This window comes from Streptomyces graminilatus, assembly GCF_001418565.1.
Taxonomy (GTDB): domain Bacteria; phylum Actinomycetota; class Actinomycetes; order Streptomycetales; family Streptomycetaceae; genus Streptomyces; species Streptomyces graminilatus.
Map to the genome: position 1 here is coordinate 1 of NZ_LIQQ01000401.1, position 25,322 is coordinate 25,322.

Genomic DNA, 25,322 nt, shown 5'->3' on the forward strand with positions numbered 1-25,322 from the left:
CCACCCGGGAAACGGCACGCCATCCCCACGATCACCACCGGATCGTCCCCGACAGCCGCGGACACAGGCTCGCTCAGCGCCGTCTCGGCCTCGCTCACCCCGCCCAGCAACTGCCCCCGCAGGTACCGCGCCAGGGCCATCGGGGTCGGGTAGTCGAAGACCACCGTCGCGGCCAGCGGGACACCGGTGGTCATGGCGAGGGTGCCGCGGAGTTCGACGGCGGTGAGGGAGTCGACGCCCAGGTCGCGGAAGGCCCGCTCGGCGGGGACCGCGTCCGCGCCGGCGTAGCCGAGCACACCGGCCGCGCACAGGCGGACCACTTCGAGGAGGACGCGCTCCTGCTCGGCGGGGGTCAGGCCGGTGAGCTGGTCGCGCAGTCCGGAACCGTCGCCCCGGCCGAACCGCTCGGAGGCGGCGCCGGCGTCCTCGACGGCCGCGCGCGCTTCCGGCAGCGACTCGATCAGCGGGCTCGGACGCGTCATCGTGAACGGTGGCGCGTACTCGCCCCAGTGGATGTCCGCGACCATGACGGCGGGCCGGCGCGCGCCGACGGCGCGTTGCATCGCCAGGACACCGAGGGCCGGCTGGAGCGGGAGGACGCCACCCCGGTGCATACGCCAGGCCACGACCTCTTCGTCAGCCATGCCGCCTTCTGCCCAGGGGCCCCAGGCGATCGAGGTCGCGGGCAGCCCGGCCGCCCGGCGCCGCTCCGCGAGCGCGTCCAGGAAGGCGTTCGCCGCAGCGTAGTTGCCCTGTCCCGAAGTGCCGATGGTGCCGGACATCGATGAGAAGACGACGAAGGCGTCCAGGTCGCGATCGCGGGTCAGTTCGTCGAGATGCAGCGCGCCCAGTGCCTTGGCCCGCATCACCACGTCGAACCGCTCCGGGGACAACGCGTCGATGACACCGTCGTCCAGCACACCGGCCGTATGCACCACCGCGTCCACGGGATACTCCGCCAGCACCACCGCCAACGCCTCACGGTCCGCCGCGTCACACGCGACCAACGACACCCGCGCACCCAACGCGACCAGCTCGTCCCGAAGTTCCGCCGCACCGGACGCATCGGAACCACGACGGCTGAGCAGCACCAGATGTTCGGCGCCCTCGGCCGCGGCCCAACGGGCCACCCGGGCACCCAACGCACCCGTACCACCCGTGATCAGTACCGTCCCCCGCGGACGCCAGGCAGTTCCCGTGTCGGCGTCCTCGCCGGTGGTGGAGACGCGTTCGAGGCGGCGGCCGAGGAGGCCGGACGGGCGGATGGCAACCTGGTCCTCGGGGCCGCCACCCAGCAGAACACCGGTGAGCCGGGCGGTGGCGCGCCGGTCCAGCGTCTCGGGCAGGTCGATCAGACCACCCCAACGATCCGGATACTCCAACGCCGCCACCCGGCCCAGACCCCACACCGCACCCTGCACCGGATCGGCCGGACCGTCCGAACGGCCCACCGACACACCACCCCGCGTCAGCACCCACAACCGGCCACCGACACCCGCATCCCCCAACGCCTGCAACACCACAGCCACAACAGCCGGGCCCAGCGGCAGACCCTCGGGGTTTGTTCCGGCGAGGCCGGTGAGGACGAGTACGCCGGCGACGGGCAGCCCCGCCGCCGTCTCGCGCAGCCGGTCGGCCAGCGCGGCGCGATCCATGCGGCCGGCGCCGGTGACGGTGACGACCTTGTCGGGGCCGCCGAGTGCGGTGATGACGGTGGTGACCACTGTGGGAGGGGTACCCGGGTCGTTCGGGTCGTTCGGGTCGTTCGGAAGGCACAGCAGCCAGCGGGAGTCGGCCGGTTGGGGCGCGGCGGGTTCCGTCGCCGCGGGCTTCCATCCCACCTGGTAGAACAGGCTGTCGACGGCGGTCTGCTGCTGGCGCCGCTTCCGCCAGGACGCGAGCGCGGGTACGACCGCGCCGATCTGTTCGGAGTCGAGGCCCAGCGCCTGTGTCAGCGCGTCGACGTCCTCGCACTCGACGGCCTCCCAGAAGCGGTCGTCGACTGTGTCGGCGGCGGTCCTGGTGGACGTGGTGGCCGCTCCGTCCGCGGTCGCGGTGCCCTGGTCGAGCCAGTAGCGCTCGTGCTGGAAGGCATAGGTGGGCAACTCGACCGCGAGGGTGGAGGACACGGTGCCGAATGCCGGGGACCAGGCGACATCGACGCCATCGACATGCAGCCGGGCGAGGGCACCGTACAGGCTCGGGATCTCCGAGCGGTCCTTGCGCAGGGTGGGGGTGAGCAGGGGGCCATTGCCGGTGGCCGGATTGTCGTCGATGCCGTCGATGTCGTCGAGGCAGACGCGGGCGAGTGCGGTGAGTGTGCCGTCGGGGCCGATTTCGAGGTAGTGGGTGACGCCGTGCTGGTCGAGGCGGCGCACGTCGTCGGCGAAGCGTACGGGCTGGCGTACGTGGGCCGCCCAGTAACCTGCCACGCACAGTTCCGCCGGGTCGGCCAGGTTGCCGGTGACGTCGGAGACGATCGGGATCTGCGGACGGTGGTACTCGAGGCTCTCCGCCACGTGCAGGAAGTCCCGCAGCATCGGCTCCATCAGCGGGGAGTGGAAGGCGTGGCTGACCCGCAGTCTGCTGGTGCGGCGGCCCAGGGCAGCGAAGTGGGCGGCGATCTCCACGACGCCGTCCTCGGTGCCGGAGACGACGACGGCCCGCGGACCGTTGACGGCGGCGATCCCGACCTCGGTCTCGCGTCCGGCGAGCAGCGGCAGTATCTCCTCCTCGGATGCCTGCACCGCCGCCATCGCGCCGCCTTCGGGCAGCGCCTGCATCAGCCGGCCGCGGGCGACGACCAGTCGACAGGCGTCCTCCAGTGACCAGACCCCGGCCACGTACGCCGCCGCGAGTTCGCCGATGGAGTGTCCGGCGAGTACGTCGGGGCGGACGCCCCACGCCTCTATGAGCCGGTAGAGGGCGACTTCGAAGGCGAACAGGGCGGGCTGGGTGAACTCGGTGCGGTTCAGGGTCGCTTCGTCGTCGCCGAACACCACGTCGCGCAACGGCAGTTCGAGCTCGGTGTCGACATGTGCGCAGACGGCGTCGAAGGTCTCCGCGAACACGGGGAAGGCCTCGTACAGGTCGCGGCCCATACCGAGCCGCTGTGCCCCCTGGCCCGCGAAGAGGAACGCGAGGCTCCGTTCGGACCGTACGGAACCGACGGTCGCCGCGGTCGAGGGCTCGCCCCGGCCGACGGACTTCAGGGCGGTAAGGAGGGTGTCGCGGTCCTCTCCGATGACGACGGCGCGGTGTTCGAACGCGGACCGGGAGACGGCGAGGGCGTGTCCGAGCCGGGCGAGCTGCTCGGGGTCCAACTCCGGGTGTTTCTCCAGGTGTTCGGCGAGTCGGGCGGCCTGCGCCCGCAGGGCCTCGCCGCTGCGGGCGGAGACCGGCCACGGCACGACCGGCGTCGGGGGCCGCGGGGCGGGCGCGGGTTCCGGGGTGTCAGCGGGGAGTGGTTCCTCGAGAACGACGTGGGCGTTGGTGCCGCTGAGTCCGAACGCGGAGACGGCGGCCCGGCGCGGCCGGTCCTCGTCCCGCGCCCAGTCCCGGGCTTCGGTGAGCAGGTGTACGTCGCCCGCGGTCCAGTCGACGTGGGAGGACGGGGTGTCGACGTGCAGGGTGCGGGGCAGTACGCCGTTCCGCATGGCCAGCACCATCTTGATGACTCCGGCGACGCCGGCGGCGGCCTGGGTGTGACCGATGTTGGACTTCAACGAGCCCAGCCACAGCGGCCGTTCGGGGGCCCGGTCCTGTCCGTACGTGGCGATCAGTGCCTGCGCTTCGATCGGGTCGCCCAGCGTCGTACCCGTACCGTGCGCCTCGACCGCGTCGACATCGGCCGGGGTGAGCCCGGCGCCCTTCAACGCCGCCCGGATCACGCGCTGTTGGGACGGACCGTTGGGTGCCGTCAGACCATTGCTCGCGCCGTCCTGGTTCACCGCGCTGCCCCGCACCACGGCCAGCACCCGGTGTCCGTTGCGACGCGCGTCCGACAGCCGCTCCACCAGCAGCATGCCCACACCCTCGGACCACCCGGTGCCGTCCGCGGCCTCCGCGAACGCCTTGCACCGCCCGTCCGAGGCGAGACCCCGCTGCCGCGAGAACTCCACGAAGGCCCCGGGGGTCGACATCACGGTGACACCGCCGGCCAGCGCCAGGTCGACTTCACCCGCCCGCAGCGACTGCGCGGCCAGATGCAGGGCGACCAGCGACGACGAGCACGCGGTGTCGAGAGTGACCGCGGGGCCCTCCAGGCCGAGTGCGTACGATACGCGCCCGGAGGCGAGGCTCGCCGCGCCGCCGGTGAGCAAATGGCCGCGTACGTCGTCGGGAACGTCCGTGAGCGCGGCACCGTAGCCCTGGTGTCCACAGCCGACGAACAGTCCCGTGCGGCTGCCGCGCAGGGCGTGCGGATCGATGCCTGCCCGCTCGACGGTCTCCCAGGAGACCTCCAGCAGCAGCCGCTGCTGCGGGTCGATGGCGACCGCCTCGCGGGGTGAGATGCCGAAGAAGGCGGCGTCGAAGGAGTCCGCGGCGGACAGGAAGCCGCCCTCGTCGACGTAACTGGTCCCGGGGCGAAGCGAGTCGGGGTCGTGGAGCGCGCCGAGGTCCCAGCCGCGGTCGGCCGGGAAGGAGGAGATGGCGTCGCCGCCGGCTGCCAGGAGGTCCCACAGTTCCTCGGGCGAGGTGACCCCGCCGGGGAGCCGGCAGGCCATGGCGACGATGGCGATCGGTTCGTCGTCGGCGATGCCGCCGCCCGCCGGGACCAGGTCGGTGGTGCCGGCACGGTGTGTGGTGGGAAGGATTCCGTCGTCGAGTTCGCCGATCAGATGGTCGGCGAGGGCCAGGGGCGTCGGGTGGTCGAAGACGAGGGTCGTCGGCAGGACGAGGCCGGTCGCCGCGGCCAGCAGATTGCGCAGTTCCACCGCGGTCAGCGAGTCGAAGCCGCAGTCCTGGAAGGCACGGGTCGGCTGGATGGTCTCGGCCGTGGGATGACCGAGCGCGGCGGCGGCGCTGCCGCGTACCAGTTTGAGCAGCAACTGCCGTCGTTCGGCGGCGCCCAGCGTGGCGAGCCGGGCACGCAGCCCGCCGTCGCGCCCATGGGGTCCGAAGCCGGTCTCCGTGTCGTCGGCGGCCGAGGCGGTGGCCCGTGCGGCTTCCGGGATACGGCTCAGCAGTGCGCCACCGGGCAGTCCGCGCCGTCCCGAGGCGATCCTGGCCCAGTCCGCGTCGCAGACCAGTGCCCAGGTGTCTGCGTGGGCAAGGATGTGCCCGAGTGCGGTGAGCGCCGGTTCGGCCTCCATGGGGGTCAGGCCACCTCGCCGCAGCCGGGCCAGCACCGCCGGGTCGTCGGCCATGCCGCCGCCCGCCCAGGGGCCCCAGGCGACGGAGGTGGCGGCGAACCCGGCGGCGCGGCGCTGGCGGGCGAGTGCGTCGAGGAAGGCGTTTCCGGCCGCGTAACCGGCCTGTCCCGCCGAGCCGAGCGCACCGGCGATCGACGAGAACAGCACAAAGGCCGCAAGGGGCCCGGCGTCGCGGGTGGCCTCGTCCAGGTTGACGGCCGCGCGGAGCTTGGCCCGCAGGACGGTGGCATAGCGATCGGCGTCCATCGCGGCGATCGGCGCGTCGTCGAGGACGCCCGCCACGTGCAGCACTGCCGTCAGCGGCCGGTCGGCCGGGACGGTGGCGAGGAGCGCGTCGAGGGCGTCCCGGTCGGCGGGGTCGCAGGCGGCCATGGTGACCTGCGCGCCCGACTGCTCCAGCTCGCGCCGCAGGTCGTCGGCGCCACTCGCGTCGGGCCCGCTCCGGCTGACGAGCAGCAGATGCTCGGCACCCTCCCGGGCCAGGTGCCGGGCCACCCGCGCACCGATGACGCCGGTGCCTCCGGTGATCAACGTCGTTCCGGTGAGCGGCAGTCCGGGGCTGTACCGTGCGCCGTCGCGGGTGACGCGGAGGAGGCGGCGGGCGAAGACGCCGGAGTCCCGGACCGCCAGTTCGCTCGCGTCACCGGGCTCCGCGACGAGCGCCGCGAGCCGGGCCAGCGCCCGCTGGTCCGGGCCGGCGGGCAGATCGACGAGCCCGGCCCACAGTTCGGGGTGTTCTACGGCCACGGTCCGGCCGAAGCCCCAGGTGGTCGCCTGAACCGGACGGGTCAGGCGGTCGGCGGCACCGACGGAGACAGCGGACCGGGTGGCCGCCCACAGCTTCACCCGGCTGCCGGTCGTCTCGGCGAGCGCCTGCACGAGCAGGGTGTTGAGATGCAGGCCCAGGGGGACGTCGGGGTGGAGCGGGTGGGGTGTTTCGGTCAGGGCGAGCAGGGAGAACAGGTGGACGGTGTCATCGCGTTGTGCGGCGGCGACGATCCCGGCCGTGATCCCGGCGCGGTCAACGTCCTCGGCCAGGGGCAGCGGGGCCGTCCGCGCTCCCGCGGCGGAGAACGCCTCCACAACAGCCGCGGCCGTGTCCGCCGCCTCCGGGTCGCCGGAGCAGAACGGCACGAGCCAGATCCCGGCCGGGGAACCCGCCGGGGACTCCAGCGGCGTCCAGGTCTCCCGGTACTGCCAGGAGGCGGCGGTGGCACGCCGCACACTGTCGTGGTGCCAGGACGTGAGGGCGGGCAGGACGGGTGCCAGGACGTCGTGGTCGAGCCCCAGTCGGTCGGCGAGGTCCCCGACGTCGCCTCGTTGCACGGCCGACCAGAACACCGAGTCGACCGCGTTCGTCCCGCCGTCCTCCGGGTCGGACGCGGCGTCCGCCAGCCAGTAGCGGTGCCGCTGGAAGGCGTAGGTGGGCAGTTCGGTGTGCTTGGCTCCGGGGAACAGCGCGGTCCAGTCCGGGCTGTGCCCGTGCGCGTGCAGCACGCCGACGGCACTGAGCACGTCGGCCGCCTCCGAACCGTCCTTGCGCAGGGCCGGGGTCAGGACACACCCGTCCTCGTCGAGCAGGGCCGTGGCGAGAGCGGTGAGGGTGCCGTCGGGGCCCAGTTCGAGGCAGCGGGTGACGTTCTGGCCGGCGAGGACGCCGATGGCGTCGGCAAAGCGGACGGTCCGGCGAACGTGTCGTACCCAGTACTCCGCTGAGATCAGCTCATCGGCGGTCGCCGCCTCACCGGTGACGGTGGAGACGACGGGGAACCTCGGCCGCGCATACGACAGGCTCTCCGCCACCGCACGGAACTCGGCGAGCATCGGCTCCATCAGCGGGGAGTGGAAGGCATGGCTCACCCGCAGCGCCTTCGTCCTGCGCCCCTGCCCACGGAAGTGCCCGGCGATGCCCTCCACACCGTCAGCGGCACCCGAAACCACCACCGCCTGCGGCCCGTTGACCGCCGCCAGACCCACCTGGTCGGTGAGGAACGGCAGTACCTCGTCCTCGGACGCCTGCACCGCCACCATCGCGCCACCGGAAGGCAGCGCCTGCATCAACCGGCCACGAGCGACGACGAGCCTGCACGCGTCCGTCAGCGACCACACACCCGCGACATGGGCAGCCGCGATCTCACCGATCGAATGACCGGCCAGCACATCCGGACGAACACCCCACGACTCCAGCAACCGGAACAACGCCACTTCGAGGGCGAACAGGGCGGGCTGCGCGTGTTCGGTCCGGTTCAGTGCTTCGGCGTTAGTACCGAAGACGATCTCCCGCAGGCTGAACGGCAGTTCCGCGTCCACCTCGTCGAACGTCTCGGCGAACACCGGATACTTCTCGTACAACTCCCGGCCCATGCCGAGTCGTTGGGATCCCTGTCCGGCGAACAGGAAGGCCGTACGCCCTCGTTCCACGGACCCCCGGATGACACGGGTGTCCGCCGTCCCCGACGCCAACGCGGCGAGTCCCCGTCGCAGTTCGTCGGCGTTCGAACCGACCACCACGGCACGGTCCTCGAACACCGACCGCGTCACCGCGAGGGAGAACCCCGTGTCGGCCGGGGAACCGGCCGAAGCGTCCACCGTCTCCAGCAGCCGTGCCGCCTGCGCCCGCAGAGCGTCCTCGCCCCGCGCCGACAGCGGCCACACCACAACCCCGCCATCGGTGACCGACTCCGCGACCTCCTCCGCCACGGGGGCAACCTCATCGGCCTCTTCGAGGATCACATGCGCGTTCGTGCCGGAGATCCCGAACGACGACACCCCCGCCCGGCGCGGGCGACCCTCGACGCGGGACCACTCCCGCTGCTCGTCCAGCAGCTTCACCCGGCCCGCGGACCAGTCGACGTGCGAGGACGGCGCGTCCACGTGCAGGGTGCGCGGCAGTGCGCCGTGCCGCATCGCGAGCACCATCTTCATCACACCGGCCACACCGGCGGCGGCCTGCGTGTGCCCGATGTTCGACTTCACCGACCCCAGCAGCAGGGGGTGTTCGCGATCCTGTCCGTATGTGGCCAGCAGTGCCTGCGCCTCGATCGGGTCACCGAGCGTCGTCCCCGTACCGTGCGCCTCGACCGCGTCCACGTCCGCCGGCGACAGCCCGGCACTCGCCAACGCCGCCCGGATCACCCGCTGTTGGGACGGTCCGTTCGGCGCGGTCAGGCCGTTCGACGCACCGTCCTGGTTGACCGCGCTGCCGCGCACGACGGCCAGCACCCGGTGCCCGTTGCGACGCGCGTCGGACAGCCGCTCCAGCAGGAGCAGACCCGCGCCCTCGCCCCAGCCGGTGCCGTCGGCGGCGTCCGCAAACGGCTTGCAGCGGCCGTCGCCGGCCATGCCGCCCTGACGGCTGAACTCGATGAACGCGCCCGGCGTCGACATCACGGCGACACCGCCCGCCAGCGCCAGCGAGCACTCGCCGGAACGGAGCGCGTGCACCGCGAGGTGCAGGGCGACCAGGGAGGAGGAGCAGGCGGTGTCCACCGTGATCGCGGGGCCCTCCAGGCCCAGCGTGTAGGAGACCCGCCCGGAGACGACGCTGCCGGTGTTGCCGGTGAGGATGTGCCCCTCGACGCCTTCGGGGATCTCGCGCAGTCCGGAGCCGTACTCCTGGTTGCTGGCGCCGACGAAGACCCCGGTGCTGCTGCCGCGCAGCGAGCGCGGGTCGAGGCCGGCCCGCTCGACGGCCTCCCAGGCGACCTCCAGCAGCAGCCGCTGCTGCGGGTCCATGGCCAAGGCCTCACGCGGCGAGATGGCGAAGAAGTCGGCGTCGAAACGGTCCGCCCCGTGCACGAAGGCGCCCTGACTCGTGGCGCTGCCGCTGCCGCCGGCGTCGTGCTCGAACAGTTCGTCGAGGTTCCAGCCGCGGTCGGTGGGGAAGTCCGCCACGGCGTCCGTGCCATCGGCCAGGAGCCGCCAGAAGTCCTCGGGGGTCCCGGCTCCACCCGGCCAGCGGCAGGCCATGGAGACGATGGCGACTGGTTCCGTCATCGCGTCCTGCAACCGCTGGTTGTGCTTGCGCAGCCGCTCGTTCTCCCGGAGCGAGGCGCGGAGGGCTTCGACGACTTTTTCGGAGGACATGCTCAGCTCCACACTTCGCGCTTCGCATCGGACGCGGAAGCGCTGGACGGGCAGGAAGGAGACCGGACGGACCGGACGGGGGGCAGGGGTACGGACGGACAGAAGGAACGGAGGGAACGGAAGGAACGGAAGGAGTGCGGACGGCGGAAGCTCAGTCGTCGGCGCCCAGCGCCATACGGACCAGGTCGTCCACGTCCATGTCGTCGACATCCACGTCGTCCACGGTCGAACCGCCGACGTCGCGGGCGTCGTCCACGGCCGGCGCCGGGGCGATGGTGGCGCTGCCGGCGGCCGGAGCCAGCTCCATCAGCGCGGCCAGCAGCCCGGACTCGCGGAACCTGTCGATGGGTATGGAGTTCAGCAGTGCGCGGATGACCGTTTCGTCCTGCTCGGTCGCGCCGGCGGGTACGGGATCCGCACCTCCCGTGAGGTGCTCCGCGAAGTGCTTCCGGTACAGATGGTCCGCGAGCACGGCAGGGGTCGGGTGGTCGAACACCAGGGTCGCGGGCAGCAGTACTCCCGTGGCGGTGTTCATGCGGTTGCGCAGTTCGACGGCGGTGAGCGAGTCGAAGCCGAGTTCCTTGAAGGACTGGTCCGGGTCGAGCCGGGCCGCCGAGGCGTGCCCCAGCACGGCCGCGACCTGGTGGCAGACCTCCTCCACGAGCCTCCGCCGTCGGTCGGAGCCGCCGAGCCCGGCGAGTTCGGCGGCGAGCGAGGCGGTGCCCGTGCCGCCCGTACCGGGTGTCGCCGCCCGGTCGTCGGCGCGACGCCGGGTCAGGGCGGGCGTGCGGACCAGGCCCGTCAGCAGCGGCGGCACGGGGCCCTCGGCGCCGAGCCGGTCGGTGTCCACCGCCAGCGGGAGCCGTACGGCGTCCGGCTGGTCCAGGGCTTCGGTGAACAGCGCCAGACCCTCCTTCGGCGCCAGCGGCGGCAGTCCGGCGCGTTCCATCCGGCGGATGTCGGCGTCGGTGAGGCCGCTGGTCATCCCGGTGGCCTGGGACCAGGGGCCCCACGGCAGGGACAGGGCGGGCAGGCCCTGCGCGCGCCGGTGCTCGGCGAGCGCGTCGAGGAAGGCGTTGGCCGCGGCGTAGTTGCCCTGGCCGGGGGCACCGAGGGTGCCCGCGACCGAGGAGAACAGGACGAACGCCGACAGGTCCAGGGAGCGGGTGAGTTCGTGCAGATGGACGGCGGCGTCCGTCTTGGGCCGCAGTACCGCGTGCAGCCGCTCGGGGGTGAGCCGCTCCACGACCGTGTCGTCGAGGACACCGGCCGCGTGCACGACGGCGGTCAGCGGGTGGCGGTCCGGCACGGAGTCGAGGAGTGCGGCGGCCTGGACACGGTCGGCGAGGTCCACCGCCTCGATCCGTACCTCGGCTCCCAGCTCGGCGAGTTCGACCGCGAGTTCCTCGGCGCCGGGGGCCGCGGTGCCACGGCGTCCGGCGAGCAGCAGACGGCGTACGCCGTGTTCGGTGACAAGGTGCCGGGCGAGCAGGGTGCCGAGGCCCCCGGTGCCCCCGGTGATCAGGACGGTGCCGTCCGGATCCAGTGGAGCGGGGACGGTGAGCACGACCTTGCCGATGTGGCGGGCCTGCGACATGTACCGGAACGCCTCCGGGGCGCGGCGTACGTCCCACGGGGTTACCGGCAGCGGGGTGAGCACCCCGGTCTCGAAGAGGTCGACGAGCGCGGTGAGCATCTCGCCGATGCGGTCCGGGCCGGCCTCGATGAGGTCGAACGCCCGGTAGCGGACGCCCGGGTGGCGGGCGGCGACGTCTTCGGAGTCGCGGACGTCGGTCTTGCCCATCTCCAGGAAGTGGCCGCCGCGCGGCAGCAGCCGGAGTGACGCGTCGACGAACTCCCCGGCCAGCGAGTCCAGGACGAGGTCGACACCGCGGCCACCGGTGGCGGCACGGAAGGCGTCCTCGAAGGAGACATCGCGGGACGAGGCGATGTGCGTGTCGTCCAGTCCCGCGGCGCGCAGGGTGTCCCACTTGCCGGGCCCGGCCGTGGCGAACACCTCGGCACCGAGATGGCGGGCGAGCTGGGTGGCGGCCATGCCGACACCGCCGGCCGCCGCGTGGACGAGGACGGACTGGCCCGGGGTGACCCCGCCCAGGTCGACGAGGGCGTAGTACGCGGTGAGGAAGACGATGGGCACGGCCGCGGCCTGCGCGAACGTCCATCCCTCCGGGACCCGGGCGACCGTGCGGACATCGGCGACCGCGACCGGCCCGTACGCGGCGGGGAACATGCCCATCACCCGGTCGCCGACGGCGAATCCGGTCACGCCGGGGCCGGTCTCGGTGATCACGCCGGCGCCTTCGAGGCCGAAGTCACGGGCCGGGCCCGGGTACATACCGAGCGCGTTGAGGACATCACGGAAGTTGACGCCGGCCGCGCGGACCGCGATCCGGATCTCGCCGTCGCCGAGGGCGCGTTCGGCCTCCGGGGCGGGAACGAGTTCCAGTCCGTCGAGGGTGCCCTTGCGGACGATGTCGAGCCGCCACGCCGGTCCGGATCCGGTACGGGCCACCGCTCCGGTGAAGGTGTCCGGTGTCCGCAGGGTGGCGCCGGGCTCGGTGCGGGTGATGCGGGGAACATGCACCGTGCCCTCGCGCAGGGCCAGTTGAGGCTCGGCCCGGTCGAGCGCGGCGGGCAGCGCGCCGAGTGAGGCCGCGGTGGGTGAAGGGGCGTGGCCGCCGGTGCCGGTGTCGATGTCCACGAGGCCGAATCGGCCGGGATGTTCGGACTGGGCGGAGCGGACCAGACCCCAGGCGCCCGCTGCCGCGGGGTTGCGTACACCCGTTCCCCCGGACGAGGCCGGCGCGAGTGCGTCCTGGGTCAGCAGCACCAGCCTGGTCCCGTCGAGGCCGCGCTCGGCCAGCAACTGCCGTACGAGGATGAGGGCGTGCTCGGCCGCCGAGTGTCCGGCCTGTTCGAGCGAGGTGGTCTCGCGGGGTACGACGGCGAGGACGGTTCCCGGCGCGGCGCTCCCGCTCCGCTCCACGTCGGCCGCCAGGGCGGTGAGGTCGGCGGCCTCGGTAAGGTCGGCGGTCACGCCGGCCTCGGCGAGCCGCGCGGCGAACTCCCGCCCCGCGGCATCGCCCAGGACGGTCGGCGTGCCGGTGCCCGGATGCGGCCGGTCCGCGGACCGGCCGTCCGAGGCGGGTGTCGGCTGCGGCTGCCAGTGGAGCCGGAACAGATCTCCCGCACCTCGGTCGGGCCGGGTGTGCAGCCGTTGCGGGTCGATCGCCCGCAGGGTGAGGGAGCCGATGGAGGCGATGGCCCGGCCCGCGGTGTCGGTGACCTCCAGGGCGACGGCCTCGGCGCCGCGCGGTGTGAGCCGCACCCGTACGGTGTCGGCGCCGGTGGCGTGCAGGGTCACGTCCCGCCAGGAGAACGGCAGCCGTCCGGGCACCGAGTCGTCCATCGGCAGGAAGGCGGTGGCATGCAGGGCCGCGTCCAGCAGCGCGGGGTGCAGCCCGTAGCGGGGAGCGTCGGTCCGTGCCTGCTCCGGGAGCGAGATCTCGGCGTACACGTCGTCGCCGAGCCGCCAGGCGGCGCGCAGGCCCTGGAAGACGGGACCGTATCCGAACCCGGCCTCGGCGAGGCGGTCATAGGTGTCGTCGACGGGGAGTTGTTCGGCGCCGACGGGCGGCCAGGCGGTGAGCGGGGCCCTCGCCCCGGCGGCGTCGTCGGGGCGCGCGTCGGCGGCCAGGATGCCGTCGGCGTGCAGAGTCCAGCGTCGGTCGGGGGTCCCGTCCGCGGGGCGTGCGTGTACGCCCAGTGGACGGTTGCCGTCGGCGTCCGCCGCGCCGACCCGCAGCTGGAGGGTGACGGCCTGCCCTGGTGGCAGCGACAGCGGTTCCACCAGGGTGAGTTCGGCGACCCGGCCGCAGCCGATGTGTTCCCCGGCGAGCAGTGCCAGTTCGAGGTGGGCGGTGCCGGGCAGCACGGCGGTGCCGCCGATGGCGTGGTCGGCGAGCCATGGCTGGTCGTGCACGGAGAGCCGGCTGGTGAAGACATGGCCGCCGTTGTCGGCGAGGTCGACGCGGGCGCCGAGCAGCGGGTGACCGGCGTCGGAGACGCCCGCCGCGGCGAGGTCGCCCGCGCTTCGGCCTCGGGTGGCGGGCCAGTGGCGCTGTCGCTGGAACGGGTAGGTGGGCAGGTCGACGACCGTTCCGTGGCCACCCATGGTGGCGCTCCAGTCGACGTCCGCGCCGTGGGCGTGGGCACGGGCCAGTCCGGCGAGCAGGCTGTCCCGTTCGTCCCGGCCGGGGCGCAGCAGCGCGACCGTGGCGGCACCCGCGGGGGCTGTCAGGGAGTCGGCGGCGAGCGCGGTCAGGGTGCCGTCGGGGCCGATCTCGAGGTACCGGCTCACGCCGAGGTCTTCGAGACTCCGTACGGCGTCGTGGAACCGTACGGCCTGGCGTACCTGGCGGACCCAGTACTCCGGGGAACGGAGGTCGTCGGCGGTGGCCGGCCGGCCGGTGACGTCGGAGACGACGGGGATGCCGGGCTCGTGGTAGTCCAGTGTGGCGGCCACCTTGCGGAAGTCCCCGAGCATGGGCTCCATCAGCGGCGAGTGGAAGGCGTGGCTGACGCTCAGCCGCTTGGTGCGGCGGCCGAGGCCCTCGATCTCCGCGGCGAGGTCGAGTACGGCGGCCTCCTCACCCGAGATCACCACGGACCGGGGGCCGTTGACGGCGGCGACACCGACCTGGTGCTCCCGCCCGTCGAGCAGCGGCAGCACCTCCTCCTCGGTGGCCTGGAGGGCGACCATGGCACCGCCGTCGGGCAGCGCGTCCATGAGCCTGGCGCGGGCGGCCACCAGCGCGCAGGCGTCGGGGAGGGAGAGGACACCGGCGGCGTGCACGGCGGCGAGGGCGCCGATGGAGTGGCCGAGCAGGTGGTCGGGGGTCACGCCGAGGTGGCGGACGAGCCGGTACAGAGCCACTTCCAGTGCGAACAGGGCCGGTTGGGCGTATCCGGTGCGGTGCAGCAGCTCTCCGGCGTCGCCGAGGACGGCCTCGCGCAGTGGGGTATCGAGGACATCGGCGCCGAAGTGCGCGCACACCTCGTCGAAGGCTTCGGCGAAGACCGGGAACGCGGCATACAACTCACGTCCCATGCCGGGGCGTTGGGAGCCCTGACCGGTGAACAGGAAGGCGGTGCGGCCGGCTCGCGCGGCGGCCCCGGGCCCCTCTGCGTCACCGGGTCGCGGGTCACCCGTGGCGAGCCGGGACAGCTCGGTGAGCAACTCGTCCCGTTCGGTGCCGAAGAGCACGGCCCGGTGCTCGAAGGCGGGGCGCGTGGTCGCCAGGGAGTGGCCGAGGTCGAGGGCGGACAGGTCCGGGTACCGGTGCGCGTGGTCGAGCAGCCGCCCGGCGTGGGCGCGCAGCGCCTCGGGGGTGCGGGCGGAGAGCGGCCAGGAGATCGTGGGCGGGGAATCCGCCGGGACCGGGGCGGGCGCCGGGGGCGACGCGGGCGGGGCCTCTTCCAGGATGACGTGGGCGTTCGTCCCGCTGAACCCGAAGGAGGAGACTCCGGCGCGCCGTGGACGGGCCGGCTCCGGCTGCCATGGCCGGGGTTCGGTCAGCAGTTGTACGGCGCCGGATGTCCAGTCGACGTGCTGGGAGGGCCGGTCGGCGTGCAGGGTGCGGGGCAGTTCGCCGTGACGCAGCGCCAGTACCGTCTTGATGACACCGGCGACTCCCGCGGCCGCCTGGGTGTGCCCGATGGCGGACTTGACCGAACCGAGCCACAGCGGCCGTTGGTGATCCCGCTCCTGCCCGTAGGTGGCGAGGAGTGCCTGCGCTTCGATGGGGTCGCCCAGGACCGTGCCGGTGCCGTGTCCCTCGACGGCGTCCACATCGGCCGGGGTGAGCCGGGCGTCGGCCAGCGCGGCCCGGATCACCCGTTCCTGGGACGGTCCGTTGGGGGCGGTCAGTCCGTTGCTGGCGCCGTCGGAGTTGACGGCGCTGCCCCGGACCACGGCGAGGACGCGGTGCCCGTTGCGCTGGGCGTCGGAGAGCCGCTCCACCAGCAGCATTCCGGCGCCCTCGCCCCATCCGGTACCGTCCGCGCCCTCCGCGTACGCCTTGCAGCGCCCGTCCGGCGCGAGCCCGCGCTGTCGGCTGAACTCCAGGAAAGCCGCGGGTGTGGACATCACGGTGACGCCGCCCGCGAGCGCCAGGTCGCACTCCCCCGCACGCAGCGCGCGTGCCGCCCAGTGCAGGGCGACGAGGGAGGAGGAGCAGGCCGTGTCGACGGTGACGGCGGGGCCCTCCAGGCCGAGTGTGTAGGAGATGCGCCCGGAGACGACACTGGCGGCGTTGCCGGTCCCCAGGTAGCCGCCCATGTCCTCGGCGGAGTTCTGCAACAGGGTGGTGTAGTCCTGGCCGTTGGTGCCGGCGAAGACACCGGTACGGGAGCCGCGCAGCGACCGCGGGTCGAGGCCCGCGCGCTCCACCGTCTCCCAGCACACTTCGAGCAGCAACCGCTGCTGCGGGTCCATGGCGAGCGCCTCGCGCGGCGAGATCCCGAAGAAGCCGGGGTCGAAGTCACCGACGCCGGCGAGGAATCCACCGGTGCGGGTGTAGCTGGTGCCTTCGTGGTCGGGGTCGGGGTGGTAGAGGGCGGCGAGGTCCCAGCCGCGGTCGTCGGGGAAGTCGGTGAGACCGTCACGGCCGGAGGCGAGCAGGTCCCACAGCAGTTCGGGGGTGTCGGCGCCGCCGGGGAGCCGGCAGGCCATGCCGACGATGGCGACGGGTTCGTCGGCTCCGGTGTGCGCTGTGGCGTTCATGGGGCCGGTGCGGGCTGCGGCGAGGGCGCGCGGTCGGTCGGTCGGCAGGGAACGCAGCAGGTGGGCGGCGAGCGCGGCCGGGGTGGGGTGGTCGAAGGCGAGGGTGGGTGCGAGCCGCAGACCGGTGCGGCGCTCCAGCGCGTTGCGCAGGTCGACCGCGGTCAGTGAGTCGAACCCCAGGTCGCGGAAGGCCCGTTCGGGATCGGCGGCCGGGGCGCCGGCCGGGTGGCCGAGGACGGCGGCGATCTCCGTCTGGAGCAACCGCAGGACGGCACCGGGCCGTTCTGCCTCCGGCAGCGCGGCCAGGGTCCGGGCCATGCGTCCGCCCGGCCGGGTGGCACCCGTGGTGCGGCGCGCGATGCCCGCGGGGTCGCGCAGCAGGGGCCGGGTGGGTGTGGTGGCGGCACGGGCGACGGTCATGTCCAGGCGGACCGGCAGCAGCACCGGGCGGCCCTGTGCCAGCCCCAGGTCGAGCAGGTTCAGTGCGTCGGCGGTGGGCAGGGGCGCGATGCCGGAGCGGGCCATCCGGGTGCGGTCGGCGTCGCCGAGCCCGCCCGTCATGCCGCTGTCCTCGGCCCACAGGCCCCAGCCGAGGGCGAGCGCGGGCCGGCCCTGTGCCCGCAGTGTGGTGGCCATGGCCTCCAGGAAGGCGTTGGCGGCGGCGTAGTTGCCCTGGCCGGGTCCGCCGAAGGTGGCGGCGGCCGATGAGAACAGGACGAACGCCGACAGGTCCGAGCCGCGTGTCAGCCGCTCCAGATGGACCGCCGCGTCCGCCTTGGGCCGCAGCACGGCCGACAGCCGCTCGGGGGTGAGTGTCGGCAGCACGCCGTCGTCGATCACACCGGCGGCGTGGAACACGGCACCGAGCGGATGCTCCGGCGGTACGGCGGCCAGCAGGCCGGCCAGCGCGTCCGGGTCCGCCACGTCACACGCGGCGACGGTCACCTCGGCGCCCGCCTGCTCCAGTTCGGTGCGGAGTTCGGCGGCACCGGGGGCGTCCGGTCCGCGCCGGCTCGCGAGCAGCAGATGCCGTACGCCGTGCGCGGAGACCAGATGCCGGGCGACCGCAGCGGCGACGGTACCGCTCGCCCCGGTGATCAGCACGGTCCGCTCCGGGTGCAGCACGGTCGGCTTCGGGGCCGGCAGGGTCCGCCCAGGGTCGGGTGTGGTCCGCCCAGGGTCGGGTACGGGCGCGAGTGCGGCGTCCGGGCGGTATCGGCCGAGCCTGGGAGCACAGGTGCGGCCCGCGCGCAGCGCGATCTCCGTCTCCCCACCGCGCACGGCTTCCCTGACGGACGCGAGGAAGGCCTCGCTGTCCGTGAGGGCGTCCATGGGGGTGTCGGTGTCACCATCGACATCGACGAGCAGGAACCGGCCCGGATTCTCCGACTGCGCGGAGCGCACCAGGCCGCGTACGGCTGCGGCGGAGAGATCGCCCACGGCCTCACCGGGCCGGACGGCCACCGCGTTCCGCGTCACCACGACCAGCCGCGCGGCGGCGGTCCGCTCCTCGGCGGTCCAGCGCCGCAGCAGTTCGAGGGCGGCGGCGGTCGACTCGTGGACGGCGGCGGGCAGCTCCGTGCCGTCGCCGCGCGAGGGCACGAGGACGAGGTCCGGCACGGTCGCGGCGGGGTCGTCGAGGGCGTCGAGAAGGGTGCGCACGTCCGGGAAGCCGGCCGCGTCCCCGGAGACGGATCCGGAGACGGATCCGGCACCCGACACAGCCACCACGGGCTCGTCCACGGACCCTGTGTCGACCGGCAGTTCGACCCACTCGATGGTGAACAGGTCATCACCGGCCGGGGACACGGCAGGCAGGGACAGCTCTGCCGCAGAGGTGAGGGTGACGGCTCCGACGGAGGCGACCGGAGCCCCGGACTCGTCGGCCAGGTCCAGCCGCAGCCGGCCGTCCGGCGACGTCCGCATCCGGACACGCAGTACGTCCACGGATGCCGCGTACAGCGTGCAGTCCGACCACGACACGGCGAACCCGGCCGGGTGACCGAGCACCGGCGCCATGTGCAGGGCGGTGTCCAGCAGGGCAGGGTGCAGAGCGGCCCGCAGCGCGTCGGCCCGGAACTCCTCGGGCACGGTGATCTCGGCGTACGCTTCGCCCTCGGCCCGCCACACCGATCCGAGCCCTCGGAAGGCGGGACCGTGGTGCAGCCCCTGCTCTGCCGACTCCGCATAGATCTGTTCGATTTCGAGGTCGTCGACGGCCTGGGCACCCGTGGGCGGCCAGGTGTCGTCCTGGTCCGGATGCTCCTGCCGAGCCGGTGCGCGCCCGCTCGCCGCCAGGACACCACGGGCGTGGCACGTCCACGGCCGCTCCGCCCCGGCGCCGTCCGTCGAGTCCGCCCCGATCGGCGCCGCCGGCCGGGAGTAGCAGGCGAACGGCCTGGTCGCGTCCTCGCCGGGACCGTCGAGCACGACCTGGACCTCGACGGAGTCCGTACCGCCCAGGACGAGCGGCTGCTCCTGGCCGAGTTCGATCACGTGGTCGCAGCCGACCCGGCCCCCGAGATGCAGCGCGAAGTCCAGGTACGCGGCCGTCGGCAGCACCACGGTGCCGGTCACGGCGTGGTCGGCGAGCCAGGGGTGGCTGCGGACGGAGAGCAGGGCGGTGGAGACCACCGCGGAGGAGTCCGCCAGGGTCACCGAGGCGCCCAGCAGCGGATGCCCGACGGCCCGGCGTCCACCGGGGAGCGGGTCGAGCCACAGCCGGCGTCGCTGGAAGGCGTAGGTGGGCAGTTCGACGTGCCGGGCGCCGGGGAACAGAGCGGCCCAGTCCGGGCTGTGCCCGTGCGCGTGCAGTAGTGCGACGGCACTCAGCAGGTCGGCCGCCTCCGAACCGTCCTTGCGCAGGACCGGCGTCAGGGCATGCCGGTCGTCTTCGAGCAGGGCGGTCGCGAGCGCGGTGAGGGTGCTGTCGGGGCCGAGTTCGACGAAGCGCGTCGCCTTGTTCTCGTCCGCGAGGGTGCGGACGGCGTCGGCGTAGCGGACGGTTCGGCGCACGTGCCGGACCCAGTACTCCGGCGACGTCAACTCCTCGGCGGTGGCGGCCTCACCGGTGACGGTGGAGACCAGAGGGAGTGTCGGCCGCTCGTACGACAGGCTCTGGGCCACCACCCGGAACTCGGCGAGCATCGGCTCCATCAGCGGGGAGTGGAAGGCATGGCTCACCCGCAACGCCGTCGTCCTGCGCCCCTGCTCACGGAAGTGCTCGGCGATGCCCTCCACGACGTCGGCGGTCCCGGCGACCACGACGGACCGCGGCCCGTTCACCGCCGCGACACCCACCTGATCGGTGAGGAACGGCAGTACCTCGTCCTCGGAGGCCTGCACCGCCACCATGGCACCACCGGAAGGCAGCGCCTGCATCAGTCGGCCACGCGCGACGACGAGCCTGCACGCGTCCGTCAGCGACCACACACCCGCGACATGGGCAGCCGCGATCTCACCGATCGAATGGCCGGCCAGTACGTCCGGGCGGACGCCCCACGACTCCAGCAGCCGGAACAACGCCACTTCCAGCGCGAACAGCGCGGGCTGGGCGAACTCGGTACGGTTCAGCAGCTCGGCGTCGTCACCGAACACCACCTCCCGCAGACCGAACGGCAGTTCCGCGTCCACCGCGTCGAAAGCCGCCGCGAAGGCCGGGTACGTCTCGTACAACTCCCGTCCCATACCAAGCCGTTGCGAACCCTGACCCGCGAACAGGAACGCCGTACGCCCGCGCTTCACCGAGCCCCGGACCACCCGCGCGTGCGCCGTCCCCGACGCGAGCGCCGCCAGTCCGGCACGCAGTTCGTCGATGCCGGAACCCACCACCACGGCACGGTCCTCGAACACCGACCGCGTCACCGCGAGGGAGAACCCCGTGTCGGCCGGGGAACCGGCCGAAGCGTCCACCGTCTCCAGCAGCCGTGCCGCCTGCGCCCGCAGAGCGTCCTCTCCCCGCGCCGACAGCGGCCACACCACAACCCCGCCATCGGTGGCCGGCTCCGCGACCTCCTCCGCCACGGGGGCAACCTCATCGGCCTCTTCGAGAATCACATGCGCGTTCGTGCCGCTGACCCCGAACGCGGAGACGCCCGCACGGCGGGGCCGGCCTTCCTGGCGCTGCCATTCCCTCGGCTCGGCCAGCAGGTCCACCTCGCCCGCGGACCAGTCGACATGCGAGGACGGCGCGTCCACGTGCAGGGTGCGCGGCAGCACACCGTGCCGCATCGCGAGCACCATCTTCATCACACCGGCCACACCGGCGGCGGCCTGCGTGTGCCCGATGTTCGACTTCAACGAGCCGAGCCACAAGGGCCGTTCGGGGTCCCTGCCCTTGCCGTACGTGGCCAGCAGTGCCTGCGCCTCGATCGGGTCACCGAGCGTCGTGCCCGTGCCGTGCGCCTCGACCGCGTCCACGTCCGCCGTGGAGAGCCCGGCACTCGCCAACGCCGCCCGGATCACCCGCTGTTGGGACGGTCCGTTGGGTGCGGTGAGTCCGCTGCTGGCGCCGTCCTGGTTGACGGCGCTGCCGCGGATCACGGCCAGGACGTGGTGGCCGTTGCGCCGGGCGTCGGACAGCCGCTCCAGCAGGACGAGACCCGCTCCCTCACCCCAGCCCGTGCCGTCGGCGGCGTCCGCGAAGGACTTGCAGCGGCCGTCCGGGGAGAGTCCGCGCTGGCGGCTGAATTCGGTGAAGGTGACCGGGGTGGACATCACGGCGACGCCGCCGGCCAGTGCCAGCGAGCATTCGCCCGAGCGCAGTGCCCGTACGGCGAGGTGCAGGGCGACCAGCGACGAGGAGCAGGCCGTGTCGACCGTGATCGCGGGGCCCTCCAGGCCCAGGGTGTAGGCGACCCGGCCGGAGGCGATGCTGCCCGCGCTGCCGTTGCCGACGAAGCCCTCCAGGCCCGGTGGCGGTACGTCGAAGCGGGAGCCGTAGTCGTTGTACATGACGCCGACGAAGACGCCGGTGGCGCTGCCCTTGAGGGTGGCCGGGGCCATCCCGGCCCGTTCGAGGGCTTCCCAGGAGAGTTCCAGCAGGAGCCGCTGCTGCGGGTCGGTGCCGAGGGCCTCGCGCGGCGACATACCGAAGAAGTCCGGGTCGAAGTCGGCGGCGTCGTGCAGGAAGCCGCCTTCGCGGGTGTAGCAGGTGCCCGGGTTCTCGGGGTCCGGGTGGTACAGCGCGTCGACGTCCCAGCCGCGGTCCTCGGGGAACGGTGTGATGGCGTCGGTGCCGTCGGCGACGAGCCGCCACAGGTCCTCGGGGGTGCGCACCCCGCCCGGGTAGCGGCAGGCCATGGAGACCACCGCGATCGGTTCGCGGTCCTTGGCCTCCAGCTCGCGCACTCGGGTGGTGGAGCGGTGCAGGTCGGCGGTGACCCGCTTCAGATAGTCCCGCAGGCGGTCTTCGCTCACAGCTCGGCCTCCAGGCTCGGGTCGCGTACGACGGCGGATGTGACCGGGGGCAAGCCCGCCGGGCCCGGAACGGTGGACATCGACCGATCTCCTCCGGCTCCGGCACCCACGCGGACCGCATGGCCTCCTCGAACACCTCCGACGCGGTCAAGTCTGCGGGCGTCGGAGCCGTCGATGGCCGCTTGACCTCCGACTCTGAGGGATCCCCTAGATGCCGTGGCACGGCTGACGCTCCGTCGGGCACCGGCAAATCCCTAGAGTTGCGCGGAATGAGTGGCCCTCCGTTCCCCGGCCGTGCTGCGCTGGAACCCGCTCCTGGCCCGCCTTGTGTGTGCGGCCTGCCCCACGAGCGGCCTGCCCTACGAGAGGGGTCTCCAGATGACAGCCGTACCCGCTCCTCCCGGTCCCGAGGTGTCCGCTCCGCCCGAGGTGGGTCTCGACGGCGGTGCGACGCTGCTGGCCTGGTTGCGGCGGATGCGCGACGAGCAGCCGGTGTGGCGTGATCCCGCCGGCCGCTACCACGTGTTCCGGCACGAGGACGTCCAGCGGATCACCGCCGACCCGGCGGCGTTCTCGTCGGACTCCGTGAGCCGGCTGTCGGGCGGCGAGCAGCAACCGCCCGGCGGCACACTGCTGTTGCTGGATCCGCCGCGGCACGGAAAGCTGCGGCGGCTGGTGAGCAAGGTCTTCACCGCGAAGATGATCAACGAGCTGGCTCCGCGGATCACCGAGGTGGCCAACGAACTGCTCGACGGCATCGACGCGACCGCCGACGGTGACGGCGTCGTCCGGTTCGACCTGGTGGAGGCGTTCGCCAACCCGCTGCCGGTCATCGTGATCTCCTCCATGCTCGGCGTGCCGCCGTCGGACCGTCATCTGTTCCAGGTGTGGGCGGACAATCTGCTCACCGTGAACTGGGAGACCCCGGAGGGCGCCGAGATCCTCGGCACGACGGTGCAGGAGCTGGGCGACTATCTGCGGCAGCATGTCGCCGAGCGGCGCGCCCGGGAGCACGACGATCTGATGAGTCTGCTGGTGCGTGCCGAAGTCGACGGGGAGAGCCTCGACGACGAGGACGTGGTGAGTTTCGCGGCGCTGCTGCTGCTCGCGGGTCATGTCACCACCGCCGTACTGCTCGGCAACATGTTGCTGACGCTGGATCAGGAAGCGGATCTGCTCCCCGATCTGCGGGCGGACCGTACGAAGATCTCGGCGTTCACCGAAGAGGTGCTGCGCTGCCGGCCGCCCTTCCTGAAGATCGAACGGGTTCCGACGGCGCCGGTGGTGATCGCCGGGGAGAAGGTGCCGGAGGACACGATGGTGTACCTGTGGCTGCTGTCCGCCAACCGTGACGAGCGGGTCTTCCTGGAGCCGGACCGTTTCGTGCCGGGCCGGCCCAACGCCAAGCAGCTCGCCTTCGGCCACGGCATCCACTACTGCCTGGGTGCCCCGCTGGCCCGCATGGAGGGGCAGATAGCGCTCAACCTGATGCTGGACCGCTACGCCGACATCCGGGTCGACCGTGACAGCGCGCTGTCCTACTTCGACAACCGCGTCAACGTCTTCGGCCTGCGGCAGTTGCCGCTCGTGGTCCGCCGGGCCTGAGGCACGCACCGAGCCGGGCGGCGGAGCCGAACCGACCCGGACCGCCCCGTACCGACACGGACCGAACCTGCCGCCCCGACGCGGAACCCAGCCACGAACGCGGCCGTACCGCACTGCCGGCGGTGGGCTGCCGGTGACCCGGTCCGCCGGGCCCGGTCCCCACTTCGCCGCCCGCGGGCGGCACGGAACCCCACGGAGGATCCATGGCCTACGAGCCGAAACCACCCGTCATCCCGACCGACCGCACCTGCCCCTTCGACCCCGCTCCGGAGTACCGCCGGCTGCGCGAGGAGGACCCGATCAGCCCGGTCGCGTTCGACATCGCACCGGGCCGCAAGGACGGCTGGCTGGTCACCAGGCACGAGGACGTGCGGGCCATCATGACCGATCCGCGGTTCAGCCACCGCGCCGAACTGCTCGCGCTGGTGGCGTCGCCGCCGTTCGAGGTGGAGAAGTACGAACCGCAGCCGTCGGGCCCGGGGTCGTTCGTCCGGATGGACGCGCCGGACCACACGCACTACCGGCGGCTGCTGACCGGTTTCTTCACGGTCCGCAGGATCCAGGAGTACGAGCCGACCCTGGCCGGGATCATCGACGACGTGCTGGAGGAGATGGCCGGACTTCAACCGCCGGTGGACCTGCTGCCGGTGTTCGTGGAGAAGGTCGTGTACCGGTCGCTGCACTCGGTGATGGGTGTTCCGGAGGAGGACATCGCCGAACTGGACAAGCACTTCTCGGCGATCATGCGGATCGACTACACGCTCGAGGAGTTCATCGAGCACAACACGGCGCTGGACCGGACGCTGGCCCGGATCGTCAAGGACCTGTTCGCCGAGCCCGGCGACAAGCTGCTCGGCAAGCTGGTGAAGACCGGCGAGCTGACCGAGGAAGAGATGAGGAACATCGCCTGGATCATGATCGGCGGTGCGCTGGACACCACTCCGAACATGCTGGGCCTCGGCACGTTCGCGCTGCTGGAGCACCCGGAGCAGCTGGCGAAGGTCCGCGAGGAGCCGGAGCTGATGGAGCGGGCGGTGGAGGAACTGCTGCGCTATCTGACGATCTCCCACATGGGGGCCAGCCGGACCGCGTTGGAGGATGTGGAGGTGGGTGGCCGCTCCATCGAGGCCGGACAGACGGTGGTGCTGTCGCTGCCCGCCGCCAACCGGGACCCGGAGCAGTTCGAGAACCCGGAGACGTTCGACGTGACGCGTCCCTCCCGCCGCCATCTGGCGTTCGGTTTCGGCATCCACCAGTGCCTGGGGCAGCATCTGGCGCGGGCGACCTTGCGCATCGGCTTCCAGAAGCTGTTCGACCGCTTCCCGGACCTGCGGCTCGCGGTTGCGGCCCAGGAGGTCCCGTTGCGCGACAAGGCCATGCACTACGGCGTGTACGAGCTGCCGGTGACCTGGGGCTGATCCGGGCGGCACAGCCGAAGGAGAACCCGGCTGCGGGCCGTCCCGGTGAGGGACGGCCCGCGGTTTCGTCATGCCCGGCGGCTCACTCTCCGTTCACGCTGTCGCCCAGGTGGTAGAAGCGCGGCCACATGGTGCGCCACGGTTGACGGGCCCCCTCGCACATCCATATCGGGGCAAGCCAGTTGATGTTGTGCACCCCGGCCGCGTTGGTGACCGTGCCGCGTCTGCGCACGCTCGTGAAGAACTGCCGCAGATAGCGGGCGTCGGCGCCGACGAAGACGACGGGTGCCGAGTCGTCGGACGGCCGGCGCAGATACCAGTAGCCGCGGTGACCGCTGTAGGGCCGGGGCAGGCCGAGTGCCGGCCCGAACCGGTCCAGTGCGCCCGCCTGGTCGTAGCGGTCGGCGATCAGCAGGGCCCGGCGGCGCTTGTCCGCGGGCAGTTCGCGGTGGACGCGGGCCACCGCGCGGGACAGGTCGGGCCAGCCCACGCTCTCCATCGCCAGCCGGTCCGCGGAGGGCCGGGTCAGCCGGGAGACCGGGTAGACCGGCAGTACCTGGGCCGCCAGCGCCGCCGACAGCACATACACCACGGCCGCGGACCAGGCGCGGATCC

General features: G+C 72.9%; 4 protein-coding genes and 1 pseudogene. 2 read left to right on the plus strand and 3 right to left on the minus strand.

What is annotated here, in order from left to right; genetic code table 11:
• Together AOK08_RS46690 and AOK08_RS30590 are read right to left on the minus strand one after the other, a co-directional pair.
• Positions 1-9,461, minus strand: a 9,461-nt coding sequence (locus tag AOK08_RS46690; RefSeq protein WP_198539443.1) for a type I polyketide synthase, incomplete at its 3' end; no start/stop codon positions are given.
• Between the two features lie 151 nt (positions 9,462-9,612).
• On the minus strand, positions 9,613-21,684 hold the full coding sequence (locus AOK08_RS30590) for a type I polyketide synthase (RefSeq protein ID WP_055532098.1): 12,072 nt from the start codon (positions 21,682-21,684) through the stop codon (positions 9,613-9,615).
• Positions 21,685-22,062: 378 nt separating this feature from the next.
• On the opposite strand from AOK08_RS30590, the gene AOK08_RS30595 reads away from it, so the two are divergent.
• Both AOK08_RS30595 and AOK08_RS30600 read left to right on the plus strand, forming a co-directional pair.
• Positions 22,063-23,289 (plus strand): cytochrome P450, encoded by a 1,227-nt coding sequence (locus AOK08_RS30595; RefSeq protein ID WP_055532104.1) that lies wholly within the window; start codon positions 22,063-22,065, stop codon positions 23,287-23,289.
• A gap of 203 nt (positions 23,290-23,492) precedes the next feature.
• On the plus strand, positions 23,493-24,707 hold the full coding sequence (locus tag AOK08_RS30600; protein ID WP_055532100.1) for a cytochrome P450: 1,215 nt from the start codon (positions 23,493-23,495) through the stop codon (positions 24,705-24,707).
• 82 nt (positions 24,708-24,789) lie between these two features.
• On the opposite strand, the pseudogene AOK08_RS30605 reads toward AOK08_RS30600, so the two are convergent.
• A pseudogene (locus tag AOK08_RS30605) lies at positions 24,790-25,322 on the minus strand (glycosyl transferase, family 39); the annotation flags it as partial.